This is a genomic window from Streptosporangium sp. NPDC002544, from assembly GCF_040295965.1.
GTDB lineage: Bacteria > Actinomycetota > Actinomycetes > Streptosporangiales > Streptosporangiaceae > Streptosporangium.
This window is the reverse complement of the sequence record NZ_JBEOWJ010000031.1, coordinates 94,774-113,406: the sequence shown is the minus strand read 5'-3', so window position 1 is coordinate 113,406 and position 18,633 is coordinate 94,774. Positions and strand designations below refer to the sequence as shown.

The 18,633-nt window shown below is 70.7% G+C and carries 14 protein-coding genes; 10 read left to right on the top strand and 4 right to left on the bottom strand.

Translation table 11 applies throughout. From position 1 onward, the window contains the following. Window positions 1-286: 286 nt before the first annotated feature. The 7 genes from ABT061_RS36200 to ABT061_RS36170 all read left to right on the top strand — a co-directional run bounded on the left by ABT061_RS36200 (window position 287) and on the right by ABT061_RS36170 (window position 9,129). A complete protein-coding gene (locus ABT061_RS36200; protein ID WP_350926593.1) occupies window positions 287-1,318 on the top strand; it encodes a metallophosphoesterase family protein in 1,032 nt (343 codons plus the stop codon). A gap of 125 nt (window positions 1,319-1,443) precedes the next feature. Then, the gene (locus tag ABT061_RS36195; RefSeq protein ID WP_350926591.1) at window positions 1,444-2,706 is read left to right on the top strand and encodes an ROK family protein; all 1,263 of its coding nucleotides are present in this window, start codon (window positions 1,444-1,446) and stop codon (window positions 2,704-2,706) included. After that, a complete protein-coding gene (locus ABT061_RS36190; protein WP_350926589.1) occupies window positions 2,703-3,632 on the top strand; it encodes a carbohydrate ABC transporter permease in 930 nt (309 codons plus the stop codon). The genes ABT061_RS36195 and ABT061_RS36190 overlap by 4 nt, the downstream gene beginning before the upstream one ends. After that, on the top strand, window positions 3,625-4,431 hold the full coding sequence (locus ABT061_RS36185) for a carbohydrate ABC transporter permease (RefSeq protein WP_350926587.1): 807 nt from the start codon (window positions 3,625-3,627) through the stop codon (window positions 4,429-4,431). The genes ABT061_RS36190 and ABT061_RS36185 overlap by 8 nt, the downstream gene beginning before the upstream one ends. A gap of 12 nt (window positions 4,432-4,443) precedes the next feature. After that, a complete protein-coding gene (locus ABT061_RS36180) occupies window positions 4,444-5,706 on the top strand; it encodes an ABC transporter substrate-binding protein (protein ID WP_350926585.1) in 1,263 nt (420 codons plus the stop codon). 28 nt (window positions 5,707-5,734) lie between these two features. Beyond that, window positions 5,735-6,817, top strand: a complete 1,083-nt coding sequence (locus ABT061_RS36175; RefSeq protein WP_350926583.1) for a glycoside hydrolase family 15 protein — start codon at window positions 5,735-5,737, stop codon at window positions 6,815-6,817. Beyond that, on the top strand, window positions 6,814-9,129 hold the full coding sequence (locus tag ABT061_RS36170) for a glycoside hydrolase family 31 protein (RefSeq protein WP_350926581.1): 2,316 nt from the start codon (window positions 6,814-6,816) through the stop codon (window positions 9,127-9,129). The genes ABT061_RS36175 and ABT061_RS36170 overlap by 4 nt, the downstream gene beginning before the upstream one ends. A gap of 84 nt (window positions 9,130-9,213) precedes the next feature. On the opposite strand, the gene ABT061_RS36165 is transcribed toward ABT061_RS36170, so the two are convergent. The 4 genes from ABT061_RS36165 to ABT061_RS36150 all read right to left on the bottom strand — a co-directional run bounded on the left by ABT061_RS36165 (window position 9,214) and on the right by ABT061_RS36150 (window position 14,804). After that, window positions 9,214-11,706, bottom strand: a complete 2,493-nt coding sequence (locus ABT061_RS36165) for an ATP-binding cassette domain-containing protein (RefSeq protein WP_350926579.1) — start codon at window positions 11,704-11,706, stop codon at window positions 9,214-9,216. A 71-nt stretch (window positions 11,707-11,777) separates the two neighbouring features. Next, window positions 11,778-12,947: a substrate-binding domain-containing protein gene (locus ABT061_RS36160; protein ID WP_350926577.1), complete on the bottom strand. Its 1,170-nt coding sequence runs from the start codon at window positions 12,945-12,947 to the stop codon at window positions 11,778-11,780. Window positions 12,948-12,972: 25 nt separating this feature from the next. Next, window positions 12,973-14,019, bottom strand: coding sequence for an ABC transporter permease (locus ABT061_RS36155; RefSeq protein WP_350926575.1), 1,047 nt, complete (start codon window positions 14,017-14,019; stop codon window positions 12,973-12,975). A 29-nt stretch (window positions 14,020-14,048) separates the two neighbouring features. Beyond that, window positions 14,049-14,804 carry an SDR family NAD(P)-dependent oxidoreductase gene (locus tag ABT061_RS36150; protein WP_350926573.1) on the bottom strand — a complete coding sequence of 252 codons (756 nt, stop codon included), beginning with the start codon at window positions 14,802-14,804 and terminating at the stop codon, window positions 14,049-14,051. 153 nt (window positions 14,805-14,957) lie between these two features. Here ABT061_RS36150 and ABT061_RS36145 point away from each other — a divergent pair, with 153 nt between their 5' ends. Genes ABT061_RS36145 through ABT061_RS36135 form a run of 3 tightly spaced genes read left to right on the top strand, consistent with a single transcriptional unit; the run spans window position 14,958 to window position 18,559 of the window. Beyond that, window positions 14,958-15,821, top strand: coding sequence for a carbon-nitrogen hydrolase family protein (locus ABT061_RS36145; protein WP_350926571.1), 864 nt, complete (start codon window positions 14,958-14,960; stop codon window positions 15,819-15,821). An 18-nt stretch (window positions 15,822-15,839) separates the two neighbouring features. Further along, window positions 15,840-16,814, top strand: coding sequence for a cyclase family protein (locus ABT061_RS36140; RefSeq protein WP_344742881.1), 975 nt, complete (start codon window positions 15,840-15,842; stop codon window positions 16,812-16,814). A 50-nt stretch (window positions 16,815-16,864) separates the two neighbouring features. Further along, window positions 16,865-18,559 (top strand): dihydroxy-acid dehydratase, encoded by a 1,695-nt coding sequence (locus tag ABT061_RS36135; protein ID WP_350926569.1) that lies wholly within the window; start codon window positions 16,865-16,867, stop codon window positions 18,557-18,559. The last annotated feature ends 74 nt before the right edge of the window (window positions 18,560-18,633 follow it).

Genomic DNA, 18,633 nt, shown 5'->3' with positions numbered 1-18,633 from the left:
CCAGCTCATCGGGCCGATCGATCCACTCAAGGTGAACGGCGGCCCAGGTGACGCACTCTGCCGAGTAAAGATCATAGGGCGCGACGGCGCGTAAACGAATACGGAGTTTCGCTTCTTGACCGGATACCCGAGAGCGTAAGGGGGCGAGGGCGAGGCTGCCGAGCCCCGCAGTGAAGTCGACGGCAATCTGTCCGGGAGGTCGTGCCCGCCCATGGGAGTGCTTGAGAGTCGTACGCGGTGGATAATCCTTTGCACGCCGAATCACTGCCCGCCTAGGCTCGCCGGGGTGCGACGTACCGTCATCGTCGGTGACATCCACGGCTGCTTCGACGAACTGCTCGAACTGCTGGAGAAAGTCGACCTCCGCCCGGACGACCTGCTGGTCAGCGTCGGCGATCTGGTCGACCGCGGCCCGGCGCCCGGTGAGGTGGTCAGGCTTTTCCGCGAGCGTCCGAACTCGGTCGTGGTCATGGGCAACCACGAGAGGAAGCACGTGCGCGGGATCTTCTCCTACGCGCAGGAGATCACCCGCTTGCAGCTGGGCGACCGCTACGCCGAGACGGTCCACTGGATGCGGACGCTGCCGTACTACTTCGAGAACGAGCATGTCCGGGTCGTCCACGCCGCGATGCTGCCCGGAATTCCGCCGGCCGACCAGAAGGAGGAAATCCTCTGCGGCTCGACCAGCGGCCAGCGAGAGCTCACCGCGCTGTTCCCGGACGGCCACTGGCACGACCACTACACCGACGTCAAGCCGGTCGTGTTCGGCCATCATGTGACCGGACGTGAGCCGATGATCCGCGACGGCAGGATCTTCGGCCTGGACACCGGTGCCTGTCACGGCGGGAACCTGACCGCGCTGTGCGTGCCGGGATTCACGGTCCACTCGGTGCAGGCGCACGCGGATCACTGGTCGGTCGCCAAGCGCCAGTGGCAGTTGCCCGTCCTGGAGACCAAGCCCTGGCATGACTTCACCTGGTCGGAGCTGGCTGAGGCGATCGTGCGGTTCTCCCCGGTGCCCGACTCGGTGCCCGACGCCGCCGCGCGCGGCTGGCTGGAGACGGTCGAGAAGTGGGCCGCGGATCTGCGGTCGTCGTTTCCCGCCCTGGTGGCCGCGGCGCATCGCGTCGCCGACGGGCTCACCACGGACGAGCTGCGACGGCATCCCGCCGCGCAGTACCTGTTCCAGGCCCGTAACGGCCGGCTCGACCAGGCCGGCCTGGCCAGGCGGTGCTCGACCCCCCGCAGAACGATCGACATGGCGGCCGCGCTGGGGCTGGCCGTGCCCGAACCGCCCATCGGCCTGAAGGGGCCGTGACCACCTGCCCCAGGCCCCGGCCCGCACTCGCGGGCTGGGGCCTTTCGCATGTTTCGGGGGCTTGACAGCGACGTTTCGGGCGGTCATATTTTCACCACTAACTTTACCTCTATAGAAAGTCCCTCATGGCAGGCACTGACCGCGGCGACCTCACCAGGACGGCGATCCTCGCCCTCCTCGGCACGGTCGGCCCGCTTAGCCGGACCGAGATAGCCCGGGAGCTCGACCTCAGCCCGGCGAGCGTCACGCAGCTGACGCGTGAGCTCATGGGCCACGGCATGCTGGAGGAACTCGACCTCAAGCCGTCGCGCGGCGGCCGGCCCGCCCAGCGGCTCGGCCTGGTGGGCAGCGCGGGCAGGGCGCTCGGCGTGAAGGTGACGGCCGACCACCTGGTGCTGGTGGACGTCAGGCTCGACGGTGAGGTGCTCGGCTCCTGGGAGCGTCCGTTCGACCCCGCCTCGCTCGACGCGCTCGGCGACCTGGCCGACGCGGTCGAGTCGGTGATGTCGGCGGCTCCGGCGGCCGGGCAGGCGCCGCCCCTGCTGGGCATCGGTGTGGGCGTCCCGGGGAGCGTGGACGACCAGGCGGTGGGCACGGTCAACGCGCCCACCCTGGGCTGGCAGGCCATGCCGGTCGGCGAGCGGCTGCGCCGCCGCCTCAACCTACCGGTGCTGGTCGAGAACGACGTGAACGCGCTGGCCGCGGCCGAGCGGCTGTACGGCAGGGGCCGGACGCACCGCGACTTCCTGGTGCTGACGATCGGCCGGGGCGTCGGCGCGGCGATCGTGGCCGACGGCCGGGTGTACCGGGGTGCCAGGGGCGGGGCCGGCGAGTTCGGCCACCTCCCCGTCGATCCCTCGGGACCGGTGTGCGGATGCGGCGCCCGGGGGTGCCTCGAAGCCTTCGTCGGTTCCGCGGGGCTCCTCGCGGCGGCCCGTGCCAAGCGCGACGGCGGCCGGCAGGACGAGACGGACCCCCTCGGCGCCGTGGCCGCTCTGGGGCGGGCCGCGGCGGGCGGGGACCGGGCGGCACTGGCCGTGTTCGCCGAGGCCGGGGCGATCCTCGGCCGGGCCACCGCCGGGCTGATCAACGTGGTGGACCCCGAGGTCGTCGTGCTGCTCGGCGAGGGGACGGCCGACTGGTCGCTCTGGCAGGCCGGGTTCGACCGGGCCGTGCGGGCGCAGCTGTATCCCGGGCGGCGCGACATCTCGATCGAGGTGGAGAGCTGGGACGACACCAGCTGGGCCCAGGGCGCCGCCGCGCTGGTGCTGGCCACGCCGTTCGACGCCGCCGGAGCCGCCGGGGAACAGGGCCGCCTGGTCAGGGCCCGCCTCATCGAGGGCGGCCTGGTGAGCGCCCGCCGTACGAGTAAGGGAGCGATCGCATGACCCTCATCGCGGCCCGGCCGGAGGCCGGGCCCGCGCACGCGCGGCGGGCGCCGAGACGGCGGCTGCGGTACGCGGCCACCGTGGCGGTGTTCCTGCTGCCCAGCCTCGTCCCGCTGCTCCTTTACACGCTGATCCCGATGATCTGGTCGTTCTGGACGAGCCTCCACGAATGGGACCTCATCACCGAGATGCGCTGGGTGGGCCTCGGCAACTACGCCGAGCTGATCGGGGACCCCCAGACCAGGGCGGCCTTCCTGCACACCCTGTACTTCATCGCCGGCTACCTGCCGCTGGTGTACCTGGGCGGGCTCGGGCTGGCGGTGCTGCTGAACCGGGCGATGGCCGGGCGGAGCCTGCTGCGCGGCGTGTACTTCCTGCCGGTCATCACCAGCTGGGTCGTCGTCGCGCTGATGTGGAAGTGGCTGCTCAACCCCGCCAGCGGGATCGTGAACTGGGCACTGGGCCTTTTCGGGATCAGCGGGCCCGGCTGGTGGACCGATCCAGGCTGGGCGATGCCGTCGGTCATCCTCGCCTCGGCCTGGAAGGACCTCGGCTTCGTGATGATCATCCTGCTGGCGGGCCTGCAGGCGATCCCGAAGGAGTACCAGGAGGCCGCCATGGTCGACGGCGCCACCGCGCTGCGCCGGTTCCGGCACATCACGCTGCCGCTGCTCTCCCCCTCGACGTTCTTCGTCATCGTGATCTCGCTGATCAACGGCTTCCAGGTGTTCGACCAGGTGAAGATCATGACGGGCGGCGGGCCGGCTGGCGCGACGCAGGTCGTCGTGTCGCAGATCTACGACCTCACCTTCCGGTACGGCAGGGCGGGCGCGGCCTCGGCGCTGTCGTGGCTGCTGTTCGCCGTCGTGCTGCTGGTGACCGTCGTCCAGATCCGGGGCCAGAAGCGGTGGGTGACCTATGGGTAAGGTGATCCGCCACCTGCTGGTGTGGCTGGGCGCGCTGGTGATGCTGTTCCCGTTCGCGTGGGCCGTGATCACCTCGATCACGCCGAGCGACGCGGTGCTGGCCGTGCCGCCCGACTTCACCCCCGACAACGCGAGCCTGGACGCGTACGGCAAGCTCCTGGAGACCCTGCCGTTCTGGCGGATCGTCGCCAACAGCGCCTGGATCGGGGCCGCCTCGACCGCGTTGCAACTCGTCACCAGCGCGATGGCGGCCTACGCGTTCGCCAGGCTGCCGTTCCCCGGCAGGGGTGCGCTGTTCGCGGTCTACCTGGCGACGCTGATGATGCCGCTGCCGGTGCTGGTCGTGCCCCTGTTCATCGAGATGCGCACGTTCAACCTGGTCGACACCTACTTCGCGCTGCTCGCGCCGACCATCGCCTCGGCGTTCGGGGTGTTCCTGCTCCGGCAGGCGATCAACCAGGTGCCGAAGGAGTTCGACGAGGCGGCCGTGCTGGACGGCGCCGGACATTTCCGGATTTTTGTGTATGTCGTGCTGCCGCTGATCAGGCCCGCGCTGGCGACCTTCGCCATCTTCGGGTTCATGGCCAGTTGGAACAGCTACCTCTGGCCACTGATCATCATCAAGTCGCCCGAGTTCATGACGCTCCCGCTGGGGCTGGCCACGCTGCACGGCCAGTTCACCACCGAGTGGGACGTGGTGATGGCCGGCTCGGTGATCAGCGTCGTCCCCATTCTCATCCTGTACGTCTTCGCGCAGAAGCACGTCATCGCCAGCGTCGCTCAGTCCGGGCTCAAGTAAAGGAATCCCCCCATGCACACCAGGAAGTTCCAGATGGCCGCCGTGCTGACGGCCGCGTTGCTCGCCGCCGGATGCTCGCAGGGCTCGGCGACGAGGACCTCGTCGGGCGAGGACGGCAAGACGACGCTGCGCTACTTCACCTTCTCGGCGGCGCCGGACCACCTGAAGGACCTCGACAAGATCGTCGCCGCGTTCGAGCGGGAGAACCCGAAGATCGACGTGGTCGTGGAGACCGCGCCCTACGACGAGTACTTCACCAAGCTCCAGACCAGCATCGCGGGCGGCACCGCGCCCGACACCTTCGAGCTCAACTACGAGAACTTCGTCACCTACGCCAGCGCCGGTTCGCTGCTCGACCTCGGCTCGGTCGCGGGCGACGGCGACCCGTCGGTGTACGCGCAGGAGTCGCTGAACGCCTTCAAGCGCGACGGCAAGCAGTACGCGCTGCCCGCCTCCTTCTCCACGGTCGTGCTCTTCTACAACAAGGACCTGTTCGAGAAGGCCGGGGTGGACGTCCCGACCGCCGACTGGACCTGGGCCGAGGAGCAGGCCGCGGCGGCGAAGCTGACCGACAAGAAGAAGGGCGTGTTCGGCGACTTCCAGCCGGTGCAGTTCTTCGAGTTCTACAAGACGCTCAAGCAGGCGGGCGGCGAGTTCCTGACGGCCGACGGCAAGAAGTCGGCCTTCAACAGCCCACAGGGCGTCAAGGCGGCGCAGTGGCTGGTGTCCAAGGTGGGCAAGACCATGCCGACCGAGGCCGAGATCGGCGGCACCGCCGACTACGACACCAACCTCTTCAAGTCCGGCAAGCTCGCGATGTGGCACAACGGCATCTGGCAGTTCGCCGGGCTGAAGGACATGCCGTTCGAGTGGGACGTGGTCGTCGAGCCCGGTGACGCCACCCGGGCCAGCGCGGTCTTCCACAACGCCGTCGCCGCGTCCTCCACCACCAGGCACGGCAAGGAGGCCTGGGCCTGGGCCCGCTTCCTGTCATCCTCGGGCACCGCGGCCACCACCCGCATCGAGTCGTCGTGGGAGCTGCCGCCCGTCTCCGACCAGGCGGTGCTGTCGGGCTACCTCAAGGACCCGAAGCCGGCCAACCGCCAGGCCGTGTTCGACGCGCTCGAGTCGATCGCGCTGCCGCCGGTCATCAAGCGCCAGCAGGAGATGCAGGACGCCGTGACCAAGGAACTGAGCGAGGCCGCGGCCGGCCGCAAGCCGGTGCCCGACGCGCTCAAGGCCGCCGCCGCCGCGGTCGACGCCCTGCTCGGCTAGTTTCCCTACTTCCAGGAGATACGTTCTCGTGACCCTCGTGTCGCACAGCCTCGACGTGATCAAGAGGTTCCAGTCCCACACCGGCGCGTACCCGGCATCGCCCACCTTCTCCGCCTACCGCGGCTACTCGTGGCTGCGCGACGGCGCGTTCATCGCCGAGGGGGTGAGCCGGCACGGCGACGTGGCCGGGGCGGACGCCTTCCACGCCTGGAGTGCCGGAGTGCTCGGCGACCGCGCCGGCCAGGTCGACGCGCTCGTCGCCCGCGCGGCCCGCGGCGAGCGCGTCTCGCCGGCGGAGATGCTGCCCACCAGGTTCACCCTGGACGGCGTCGACGGCGATGACGAATGGTGGGACTTCCAGCTCGACGGTTACGGCGCCTGGCTGTGGGCGCTGCGCGAGCACTCCCTCCGGCACGGCAGGGCGGTTCCCGGCGTCGAGAAGGGCGTCAGGACCGCGGTCAGCTACCTGACCGCGTTCTGGCAGCTGCCCTGCTACGACTGGTGGGAGGAGCACGTCGAGCAGCGGCACGTGGCGACGCTCGGTTCCGTCCACGCCGGCCTGCGGGCGGCCCTGGCCCTCGGTGTCCTCAGCGGCCCCGAGGCGGAGGCCGCCGCCGAGGCCGTGGCGGGCATCGCCGCGCTGGTCGCGGCCGAAGGTGTCGTCGCGGGCCGCCTGACGAAGTGGCTGGGCACCGACGCGGTGGACGCGAGCCTGCTGGCCTGCGTCGAGCCGTTCGGGCTCTACCCGGCCGACCACCCGGTGGGCGCCGCGACGGTGGCCGAGGTGGAGCGGCAACTGGCCAGGGACGGCGGCGTGTTCCGGTACCTCGCCGACACCTTCTACGGCGGCGGCCGGTGGGTGCTGCTCGCCGGGTTCCTCGGCTGGAACCACGCGCGGGCGGGCCGGACGGCCGAGGCCACCCGGTACCTCGACTGGATGGCGGCCCAGGCGACCCCCGGGGGCGACCTGCCCGAGCAGGTGTCGGACGTGCTGCTGGCTCCCGAACGACACGACGAGTGGGTGGCTCGGTGGGGCACGGTCGCCACGCCCCTGCTGTGGTCGCACGGGATGTACCTGATTCTCGCCGACGAACTGGGGGTGCGGGCATGATCCGGCATCGTCCGTACGGGTCCGGGCATCCGTACGCCACGACCGAGGACCAGCGTGTGCCGGCTCTGCCGCTCGACGGCGAGACGGTGGAGCTGCGGGTGCGCGCGTCGGCGAAGGTGACGGCGGTGGTCTGCGAGTGGCTGGTGGACCACACCACTCGGGTCGAGCTCCCGCTCAGCCGCGCGGACGGCTCGACCGGGCGACCGGGCGTCCCCTCCGCCGCCCCGGCCCCGGGCGGCGGGGGCACGGCCGTCGACGGGGGGCATCTGGCCGCCGCGCAGGCCCGGGCCGCGCGAGCGGCGTCCGGGTCGTGGGTGGTGACGACACCCGTGCTGCACAGCGGGCATCACTACTCCTACCGGTTCGTGGCGACGCTGGACGGCGGAGGAAGCCGGCGCGGCAAGTGGTTCGAGGTGACGGCGGCGACCTGGTCGGAGACCGGCGGGAGGCTCCACGTACGCGGAAGCGACCGGGTCGTACCCGGCAGCGTCCGATGGCTGGGCGACGGCGAAGGCGTGCGGCGGGTCCGGTTCGAGCTGGCCCTGGCCGAGGGCGAGCACGTGGTGGGCTTCGGCGAGCGCTTCGACGCCGTGGACCAGCGCGGACGCGAGCTCGACGCGGTGGTGTTCGAGCAGTACAAGACGCAGGGCGCGCACGGCCGCACGTACCTGCCGATGCCGTTCGCCCTGGTGGTGGGCGGCGAGGAGAGCTGGGGGGTGCACGTCGAGACATCCCGGCGAACCTGGTACGACGTGGGCGCGAGCACGCCCGGCCGGCTCCGGGTCGAGGCCGAGGTCGGGCCCGGCGCCGAGCCGGCCCTGCGCGTCTACGACAGCGCGTCCCTCGCGACGGCTTCCGGTCCTGCCCCCGACGTCACGCCCCGGGTGACCCCCGGTGACGTGCTGCACGCCTTCCTCGACGACGTCGGGCGGCCCAGCGAGCTGCCCTCCTGGGTGTTCCGGCTCTGGGCCAGCGGCAACGAGTGGAACACCCAGCAGCGCGTGCTGGCCGAGCTGGACCGGCACCGCGAGCACGGCATCCCCGTCGGCGCCGTGGTGATCGAGGCGTGGAGCGACGAGAGCACGTTCACCGCGTTCAGGGGCGCCGAGTACGAGCCGTCGGAGGAGCCGCACCGGCTCGCCGACTACACCTTCCCGGCCGACGGGCCGTGGCCGGACCCCAAGGGCATGGTGGACGAGCTCCACGAACGTGACATCAAGGTGCTGCTCTGGCAGATCCCGCTGCAGAAGACGCGCCCGCACCCGAGGCACCAGGCCGCCGTCGACGCCAGGCAGCTGGTCGAGCGCGGATACGGCGTGCGGGAGGCCGACGGCAGGCCGTACCGCAACCGCGGCTGGTGGTTCCCGCTCGCGCTGATGCCCGACCTGTCGTCGCAGGAGGTGCGCGACTGGTGGACGGCCAAGCGCGCCTACCTGGTCGAGGAGGTCGGGATCGACGGTTTCAAGACCGACGGCGGCGAGCACGCCTGGGGGCACGACCTGCGCTACGCCGACGGTCGGCGCGGCGCGGACGGCAACGGCCTGTTCCCCGTGCACTACGCCCGTGCCTTCGGCGATCTGCTGCGCCGGCACGGCAGGGCTCCGGTGACGTTCAGCCGGGCCGGGTTCGCCGGGTCGCAGCCCCACGGCGCGTTCTGGGCGGGGGACGAGGACTCCACCTGGGAGGCCTTCCGCTCCTCGATCAGGGCCGGGATCACCGCGTCCGCCTGCGGGATCGTCTACTGGGGGTGGGACCTGGCCGGCTTCTCCGGCGAGGTGCCGAGCGCGGAGCTCTACCTCAGGGCGGCCGGGGCGGCGGCGTTCATGCCGATCATGCAGTATCACTCGGAGTTCAACCACCACCGCACGCCCAGCAGGGACCGCACGCCGTGGAACATCGCCGCCCGGACCGGCGACGAGCGGGTCGTGCCGGTGTTCAGGCGGCTGGTCGAGATCCGCGAGAGGCTCGTGCCGTACCTCGCCGAGCAGGCTCGCCAGGCGGTCGGCGGGGGAGCGCCGCTAATGCGCGGGCTCTTCTTCGACCACCCCCGCGACCCGCGGGTGTGGGACTTCCCGCTGCAGTACAAGCTCGGGGACGCGCTGCTCGTCGCCCCGGTCACCGCACCGGATATTTCGGAAATACCGGTGTACCTCCCTGAAGGGGAGTGGGTCGACGTCTGGACCGGCACGGTCCTCGGCGGCTCGCGGGTGGTGACGCTGCCCGCCCCCGTCGACCGGCCTCCCGTGCTCTGTGCGGCGGAACGCTGGCCGGGCCTCTCCTTCGTGTTCGAATCCGCTGTGCTCGAACCCTGAGAGGAGCACCCTCCGTGAGTTGAGGAACGCCCACGGACGGTGCCCGCTCCCGGAGTGCGGCATCCGAACCTCCGACAGCGACGCCTAGGCCCGCGCCGTGCGGGCCTGGGAGTAGACGGCCGTCGCCGCCAGGGCCATCAGGCCGAGCATCCAGTACTGCCACGACTGGGAGAGGCCGAGGAAGACCGTGGCGTTCTGGATGACCTGCAGGAGGACGACGCCGAACAGGACGCCGACGAAGCTGCCCCGGCCGCCGAAGATCGAGGCCCCGCCGAGCACGACCGCGGTGATGCTGGCCATCGTGTAGCTGACGCCGGCGGTCGGGTCGCCCACGCCGATCTGCGCCATCAGCAGCAGGGCGCCGACCACGGTGAACAGCGCGCTGGCCAGGTAGACCACGAGGTGGACGCGGGCCACCGGGATGCCCCGCTTCCGCGCCGCCTGCTCGGACGAGCCGGCCCCGCGCAGCCGGAGCCCCGTCATGGAGCGCCTGGACATCACCTCCAGCGCGACGAGGACACCGGCGCCGACGATCACCGCGTACGGGATGGGGCCGATGCGCGCGCCGAGCGCCTCGGTGACGGAGGTGGAGATCGATCCTCCGGGCGAGTCCCGCATGACCAGGGAGAGTCCCTGGAGCGCGGTGTAGGTCACCAGCGTCGCGACCACCGGGGTCACCCGGGCGAATCTCACCAGCATGCCGTTGGTCAGTCCCACGCCGGTCGCCGCGAGGACCATCAGCAGGAAGCCCAGGGCCCACCATCCGGCGCCGTACCCGTCGAGGACGTAGAACGACGCGATGACCACGAGGGTCCCGCTCAGCGGGCCGACCGACAGGTCGATGCCTCCGGTGAGCATGACGATGAGCTGGCCCGCGGCGAGGAAGAGCACGGGGGCCAGCAGCCCCAGCATGCTGGCGATGTTGAACTCGGACAGGAAGCGGTCGCTCCGGGTCGCGCTCACCGCGGCCAGCAGCACGATCGCGACGGCGAGGAACGCGCTGGGCGCCTGCTCGCTGGAGAGCAGCCTGCGGAACCCGCCGAGCAGGCCGGTGCCCCGGGCCCGCTCGGTGGTCTCGGCGCTCCGCGCCGAGGTCGCGGCGGTGAGGGACGCCTCGGTGATGGCGTGCTCGGAGATCTGGTCCCCGGTCAGCTCGCGGACGACCTCCCCCCGGGAGAAGACCAGCACCCGGTCGCAGAGCCCGGCGAGCTCGACGTTGTCGGAGCTGAGCACCACCACCGGTGTCCCGGAGTCGGCGGTGGAGCGGAGCCGGTGGTAGATGTCGGAGCGGACGCCGACGTCGATGCCCTGGGTGGGCTCGTCGCAGAGCAGCACCTTGGGCGCGGAGAGCAGCGACCGGCCGAGTACCACCTTCTGCTGGTTGCCGCCGGACAGGTGGTCGACGGCGGAGTCGGGTGAGGCCACCTTGATGCCGAGTTTCCTGATCTCCTCGGCCACGATCGCGTTCTCCGCCGAGCCTCGTACCACTCCGGCGACCGCGGTCCTGCCGGTGGCGGCGACGCCCAGGTTCTCCTTGACCGACAGTACGGTGGCGACGCCCTCGACGTGCCGTTCCTGGGGCATGAGCACCACCCCGGCCCGCCGGGTCCGGCGGGGGCTGCCGAGTTCGACGGTCCGGCCGTCGACGGTGACGGTGCCACCGGTGACCGGGTCGGCTCCGCCCAGCGCGCGGATGAACTCGCGCTGCCCGTTGCCCTCCACCCCGGCGAGGCCGAGGACCTCGTTGCGGGCCAGCGTGGTGGTGATCCCGCGGAGCCGGTCCGAGCGCAGGTCACGGACCTCCATCACGACGTCGCCGACCGAGGAGGGGCACGGCGGGAACAGCGCGTCGATCTCCCGTCCCGCGATGCGGGTGACGATCTCCTCCTCGGTCACCTCCGAGGCGAGGAAGGTGCCGCGGATCTGCCCGTCGCGCAGCACGGTGAGACGGTCGGACAGGGCCATCACGTCGGGCAGCCGGTGGCTGATGTAGACCACCGCCATCCCGTCGGCGGCGAGCTTCCTGATCTGCTCGAACAGCCTCTCGATCTCGGCCACCATGAACGGCTCGGTGGGCTCGTCGAGGATCAGGACGCCGGGCTCGCAGGCGAGGGCCCCGCAGATCTCGACGGCCTGCTTCTCGGCGAGGGTCAACCGGCCGGCCGCGGCGGCCGGGTCGATGTCCATCCCCATGGGCAGCAGCTTTTCCCTGGCCCAGTCCTGGGCGTCGCCGAAGGACGGGCGGAGCCGTTTCGGCACGCTCAGCAGGAGGTTCTCGGTGACCGTGAGATCGGGGAGAAGCGCCGGATGCTGGAAGGCGATGGCCAGGCCCTGCTCCCGGGCGGCGATCGGGGACGACTGCCGCATCGGCGAGCCCGAGATCTCGACGGTGCCCGCGTCGGGTGCCAGCGCACCGGAGGCCACCGCCATGAGCGTGGACTTTCCGGCGCCGTTCCCGCCGACCAGGGCGTGTACCTCGCCCGGGTGCGCCTGGAAATCGACCCCGTCGAGCGCGACCACGCCGGGGAAGCGTTTGGTCACTCCACGGAGAACCAGTCCAGCGGTCGATTCGACCATGCGAAGGATCACTCCTTACTCCGGCTCAGTGCGTTCCGCCGGGCGCGTGCCCGGCGGAAGACGACAAGTGATCAGCTGTAGGCCTGCTTGAGCTGCTCCGGCGTGAGCTCGGAGGACAGGATCGCGCTGGCGGGAAGGGAGGGGTCGCACTTGGGGAGCTTCGACTTGTCGAGCGTGTTCTCGAAGATCGGGATGTTGATGATCTCCGGCTCGTCGTTCTTGATCCCCTGGTGCGCGGCGACGGCCTTGCGCAGCGCGAGACGGATGATCCAGGTACGCGAGGACACGGTCACGGTCTGGAAGTTCGGCTGCTTGCCCGAGTTGTCCTTCCAGGCGCAGGCGAAGCCGTTGAGGTCGTTGGCGGTCCACAGCGGCAGCGGCCGGCCGGCCTGCAGGAAGGCGCGGATGCCACCGAGGGAGGCGTCACCGGAGTCGGTGATCACACCGTCGATGGTCGGGTACTTGGTGAGCAGCCCGGACACGACCTTCTGCATCTGGGCGGGGTTCCAGTTGGTGTCGATCGGCTTGCCCGGGTCGTTCAGCAGCTTGACGGCCGAGCAGCCGGGGTTCTCCTTAAGCTCCTTCTCGATGCCGACCAGCTCGGTGAGGCTCTGGGTGTTGCCCGGCGTACCGCCGAGGAAGACCACGTTGCCGCCCTTGGTGCCGAGCGCCTCGCACATCCAGCGGGTCCAGGTCACGCCGTCGTTGACCGTGTTGTGGCCGACGAACGTCGTGTAGTCCGTGCCCGGCTTGCCACCGGGGTTGGCCGTCCACGGCACCACCTGCACGCCCGCCTTGTACGCCTCACGCAGGGTGGGCAGCAGCGCCTCGCCGGCGTCGGGGAAGACCACCAGGGCCTCCACACCCTGGGCGACCAGGGCCTTGACGTCGCTGATCGCCTTCTGCGGGTTGTTCTGGCCGTCGGCGTACGGCAGTACGGTGATGTTGGGACACTTGCTCGCCTCGTCCTCGAACTCGGCGCGAGCCGTCTTGCGGAAGGCGTTGTCGCCGGTGCCGTCGGCCAGGGCGACCTTCACCGGCTTGGTGCCGCAGAAGTCCGCCATGGGGCGGAGGGCGGAGACGTCTCCGGTCCGGGCCGCGTCGTTGTAGACGGCCTCGACACCGCCGTTCGCGGCGGCCGGTTCACCGGGGCCACCGGCGCAGCCCGCCGCGCCGAGGGCGGCGAGGGCCAGGACGGCGACCGACTGACGGGCCCGCAGGCGGGTTTTGGTGAGGGACATTGTGATCTCCTGTTGGGGGAGGCCTCTAGGGCGAGGACAGCGTGGAAGCGGGTTCGAGGGAGCGGCTTCGCAGCCGCGCGCGGACGGAGTTCCAGGGCACTCCGCGGGCCACCACGCTGAGCGCGAGCACGCCGGCCTGGACCAGGAGCTGGGTGGCGGTGGACGCGCCGGCGGCGAGGACCACCTGGTTCAGCTGGGTGAGGAACAGCGCGGCGACGGCGGTGGCGGCCAGGTTGGTGATGCCGCCGGACAGCAGGCTGCCACCGAGGACGACGGCCGCGATGGTGGGAAGCAGGTAGGTGTCGCCGAGCAGGATGTCCGGGGTGCGCAGGTAGCCGGCCAGCAGGATTCCGGCCAGCGAGTAGCAGATTCCGGCCACCACGTAGGCGCCCACCTCGTAGGAGCCGGTGGGCAGGCCGAGCAGCCGGGCCGCGGGCCGTCCGGCGCCGACCGCGATGAAGCGCCGGCCGAGCACCGTGTGCCGGATGCCCCAGTGCGCGAGGCCGATCACCACGACCGCGACCAGCAGCAGGTTGGGGATACCGGCCACCGAGCCGACCGCGAACGCGCTCAGCGCGGGACCGGCCGACGCGGGGAAGCCCTTGGAGACCTGCAGGACCACACCGATGAGGATCGAGTTCACCGCCAGCGAGGCCACGAACGCCGCGATGGAGAGCCGGACCACGGCGATGCCGATGACCAGTCCGCTCAGCGCGCCCGCGACCAGCCCGAGCGCGACGGCCGCCCAGACCGGGACGCCCGACACCGCGGGCAGCTTGGTGGCCAGCACCGCGGCCAGCGCCATCCCGCCGGGCACCGACAGGTCGATGCCGCCGTGCGAGACGACGAGGGTCTGCCCGAGCGCGGCGATCGCCATCACCGCCGCGAACGGCAGCATCGACAACACGGCGGATCCGGACAGGCTGCCGGGTGAGATCAGCGGGCTGACGGCGAAGAGCAGCAGCGTGATCAGCCAGATCGAGGAGAACCGGCCGCCTTTGAGGCGGCGCAGGTCGAGCAGCCCACCAGGACCGGCGCGCTCCGCCGGAGGCAAGGTCGTATGCCGAGACATTTTTCGAGTCCCTTCCTGGAAATCCGTGCTCAGATGGCGGTGTAGCCGCCGTCGACGGCCACGTCCGCGCCGGTCATGAAGCCGGCGGCGGAGCTCAGCAGGAAGGCGACCACCTTGGCCACCTCGTGCGGATCCGCCAGGCGCGCGATCGGGTGGCCGGCGATGAGGCTCTGCCGGGCGGATTCGGGATCGGGCTGGGACCGCAGGTAGGTGGCCAGCTGCTCGGTGGCCACCGAGCCGGGGCTGACCACGTTGCACCGGATTCCCGCGGCGGCGTAGTCGACGGCGATCTGGCGGGAAAGCTGCAGCACCGCTCCCTTGGAGGCGCAGTACGCGGGCTGGTTGGGCAGGCCGACCGTCCCGGAGATCGAGGAGAGGTTGACGATCGCCCCGGGGGTCCGCTGGGCGAGCATCGCGGTCACCACGTGCTTGCACAGCAGGAAGGTCCCGGTCGCGTTGATGGTCATGACCCGGTTCCAGTCGTCAAGAGTGGTGTCGACCAGCGGTTTCGCCACGATCGTGGCGGCGCAGTTCACCAGCCCGTCGATCCGGCCCCACCGGTCGACGGCGACCCGTACCGCATGGGCGACCGCCTCCTCGTCGGTGACGTCCAGCCCGTGTGCCACGGCGTCGGCACCGTCGGCGCGGAGTTCGGCCGCGAGCCGCTCGACGAGCTCGACCCGCTGATCCGTGAGTAGGACGGACGCGCCGGCTGCCGCGCATTCGCGGGCCGTCGCGGCGCCGATCCCGCCTCCGGCGCCACTGAGGATCACTACTTCCGGCACGACTCAATCCCTCTCAAGCACAATGTCCGATTTGGTCGGCCAGACTGGCATGCAGCACGCTGCATGTCAATGATGAGTACTGCGTTGACGTGCAACATGTTGCATGCCACTCTGGGGCATACTCAACTCACGGCGGACCCAAGGGGTGGCACTTTGCCCGGCGCAGATACCGAAACCGGCATCCGGATCGGCGTGGCTCAGGTCGGCGTCGACCGAACCGATGTGGCGGCGAACGTCGAGCGGGTCGTCGACACCCTGCGAGAGGGTGCCGCGACCGGGCAGCGACTGGTGGTCTTCCCGGAATGCGTGCTCACCGGGTACCTGTTCGGCTCCCGGGCCGAGACGCACGCCGCCGCGATCAGCGCGGGGGACCCGAGGATCGGCCGCATCGTGGAGGCCTGCCGCGAGTACTCCACCCACGCGGTGGTGGGCCTGCTGGAGGAGGCGGACGGACGCGTCCACAACACGGCCCTGGTGCTCGGACCCACCGGGATCATCGGCAGGTACCGCAAGCAGCACCTGCCCTACCTGGGCGCGGACCGGTTCGTCGACCCGGGCACCGACGCGGCGCCACGGGTGGTCGACACCCCCTTCGGCCGGGTCGGCGTGATGATCTGCTTCGACCTGCGCTTCCCCGAATCCGCCCGCGAGCTCGGGCTGCAGGGCGCCGACGTCATCGCGATGCCCACCAACTGGCCGGAGGGAGCGGACATCCTCGCCGACCACATGGTCCGCGTGCGCGCCCTGGAGAACCTGGTCCATCTCGCGGTCGCGGACCGAGCCGACTCCGAGTCCGGAACCCGCTTCATCGGCAGGAGTCAGATCATCGCCCCCTCCGGGACGGTGCTGGTGGACGCGGGGGAGAAGGAAGGGCTGTTCGGGGCGGCGATCGACGTCCGGGATTCCCGGACGAAGAGGCTGATCATCAGGCCGGGCGAGTTCGAGCTCCCGGTGTTCTCCGGGCGGCGCCCCGAGATGTACGGCGAGATCACCCGTCCGGTGACCCCGGACCGTTAACAGGAAGGCGGACACCACATGTGCGGGCCGGCACTCATCAGCGAGGCGACCAGGAACAGGATCGCGGCGTACTGCGCGAAGTTCCGCGAGGTCACCCGTAGCCCATTCGGTCCCGACGACGAGATCGGCATGCTGAACCTGCTCACCCCCGAGGCGTCACGTGAGGTGCTGCGGCGGGCGGACGGCGGCAGCGTCATCGACCTGTCGGTCGACTACTTCGTCGGGATGCCCTCGTGGACCAAGGCCGGCGATCCGGGTTTCCAGCAGTGGATGACGCACACGCCCGCCGGCACCGTCCTGGACGACATCACCGGAATGGGTCGCGCGCAGAACGAGCTGGTCTCCTACTCGGGTGACGCGATCTCGATGTACACCCACTGCGGGACGCACATCGACACCCTCAACCACTTCGGGTACAACGGCCGGATCTGGAACGGGTTCTCCGCCGAGGAGCACATCACCTCCCGGCACTGGACCAAGTGCGGAGCCGACAAGATCCCTCCCATCATCGCCCGCGGGGTCCTGTTCGACATCGCCGCGCTGCACGACGTCGACGTGCTCCCGGACAACCACGGGATCGGCGCGGACGACCTGCGCGAGGCCATGCGACGCCAGAACGTCGAGTTCCGGCCGGGTGACGTGGCGCTGGTGCGTACCGGCCGGATGCGCGCGTGGCCGAAGATCGACGCCTACATCGACAACAGCCCCGGCCTGAACCTGGAAGGGGCGCGGTTCCTCGCCCACCTGGGCGCGTCGGTCATCGGCGGCGACACCCTCGCCCTGGAGCAGATGCCCGCCGCGGACGAGGAGAACTGGCAGGTCGTCCACACCTATCTGCTGGGGGAGGCGGGCATCCCCATCATGGAGGTGGTCGACTGCGAGCAGATCTCGGCCGAGCGGCTCTACGAGTTCGCCTTCGTGGCCGCCGCCATGAAACTGCGCGGCGCGACCGGCGCCCCGATGCGCCCGCTGGCCATGCCGCTCCGCCCCTGACGCGACCCCATTCTTCCCTGATCGGATTGACCCCCGGAGGCATTACCACCATGCACGCCAAACCCACTGAATCGGTCATCGACCGGAGTCGTACGTCCTACGGTGATGACGGTTTCAGCAAATATCTCCGGCGTGCCTTCCTGGCCTCCAGCGGGTACGACGACGAGGCGCTGGACCGGCCGATCGTCGGCATCGCGGTGACCACCTCCGACTACAACACCTGCCACCGCGACATGCCCGCGCTGCTGGCGGCGGTCAAGCGCGGGGTCCTGGAGGCCGGTGGCCTTCCCATGGAGTTCCCCACCATCTCGCTCGGGGAGATCCTGACCTCCCCGACGACGATGCTGTTCCGCAACCTGCTCGCGATGGACACCGAGGAGATGATCCGCGCCCTCCCGATGGACGCCGCGGTGCTGCTCGGCGGGTGTGACAAGACCGTGCCGGCTCAGCTCATGGCCGCGGCCTCCTCGGACAAGCCGGTACTGCTCGAGGTCGTCGGCCCGATGATGACCGGCAGCTGGCGGGGTGAGCGGCTCGGAGCCTGCACCGACTGCCGGCGCTTCTGGGGCAGGCACCGGGGCGGGGAACTCGACCAGGCCGAGATCACCAGTGTGCGCAACGAGCTCGTGACGACCGCGGGCACCTGCGCGGTGATGGGCACCGCCTCCACCATGGCCTGCGTCACCGAGACCCTCGGCATGATGCTGCCGGGCGGCGCGACGCCCCCGGCGGCCACCGGTGCCCGGCTCAGGCACGGCGCCGAGACCGGCCGCCGCGCCGTCGAGCTCGCCCGGTCGGGCGGCCCGGTGCCCAAGGAGATCATGACCCCCGCGGCGTTCCGCAACGCCATCCGGGTGCTCTCGGCGATGAGCGGCTCGACGAACGCGCTGATCCACCTGCTCGCCGTGGCCCGGCGGGCCGGCGTGGAGCTCGAACTCAGGGACTTCGACGTGATCGGTGCCGAGGTGCCGTTCCTGGTCGACTGCAAGCCCGCGGGCTCGGGGTACCTGGAGGACTTCCACCGTTCCGGAGGACTTCCCGCGCTGCTGAAGGTCCTCGAACCGCTGCTCGAAGCGGAGACCGTCGGGGTCTCCGGGGAGAGCCTGAAATCGCTGCTCGCCGAGACCCCCGCGCGGGAGGACTGGCAGACGACGATCCGCCCCCTGGAGGACCCGCTCGGACCCGCGGGGAGCCTGGCCGTGCTCCGGGGCACGCTGGCCCCGGGCGGAGCGGTCATCAAGACCGCCGCCGCGAGCCCCCACCTGATGAACCACACCGGCCCCGCCCTGGTCGTCGACTCGGCGCAGGAGGCGCAGCGGATCCTGGACGACCCGGATCTGGACGTCACCCCGGACCACGTACTGGTGCTGCGCAACGCGGGCCCGATCGCCGCGGGCATGCCCGAGGCCGGTGCCCTGCCCATCCCGGCCAAGCTGGCCCGCGCCGGGGTCCGGGACATGGTGCGGGTCTCCGACGCGCGGATGAGCGGCACCTCCTACGGCACCGTGGTGCTGCACTGCGACCCGGAGAGCGCCGCCGGAGGGCCGATCGCGCTCGTCCGCAACGGCGATCTCATCAGGCTGGACGTCGAGGCGCGACGGCTCGATCTGCTGGTGGACGAGGACGAGCTTGAGCGCCGCCGGGCGGACTTCACCCCGCCCGAGCTGCCCGAGCGAGGCTGGCGGCGACTGTACGCGCAGACGGTTCTCCCCGCGGGTGAGGGCGCCGATCTGTCGTTCCTCTGATCCCGCAGAGCAGTAATGCTGCATGTTGCATGCTGCACTACTGTGCGCGTGGTACCTTTTTGCCCAACCAGGGG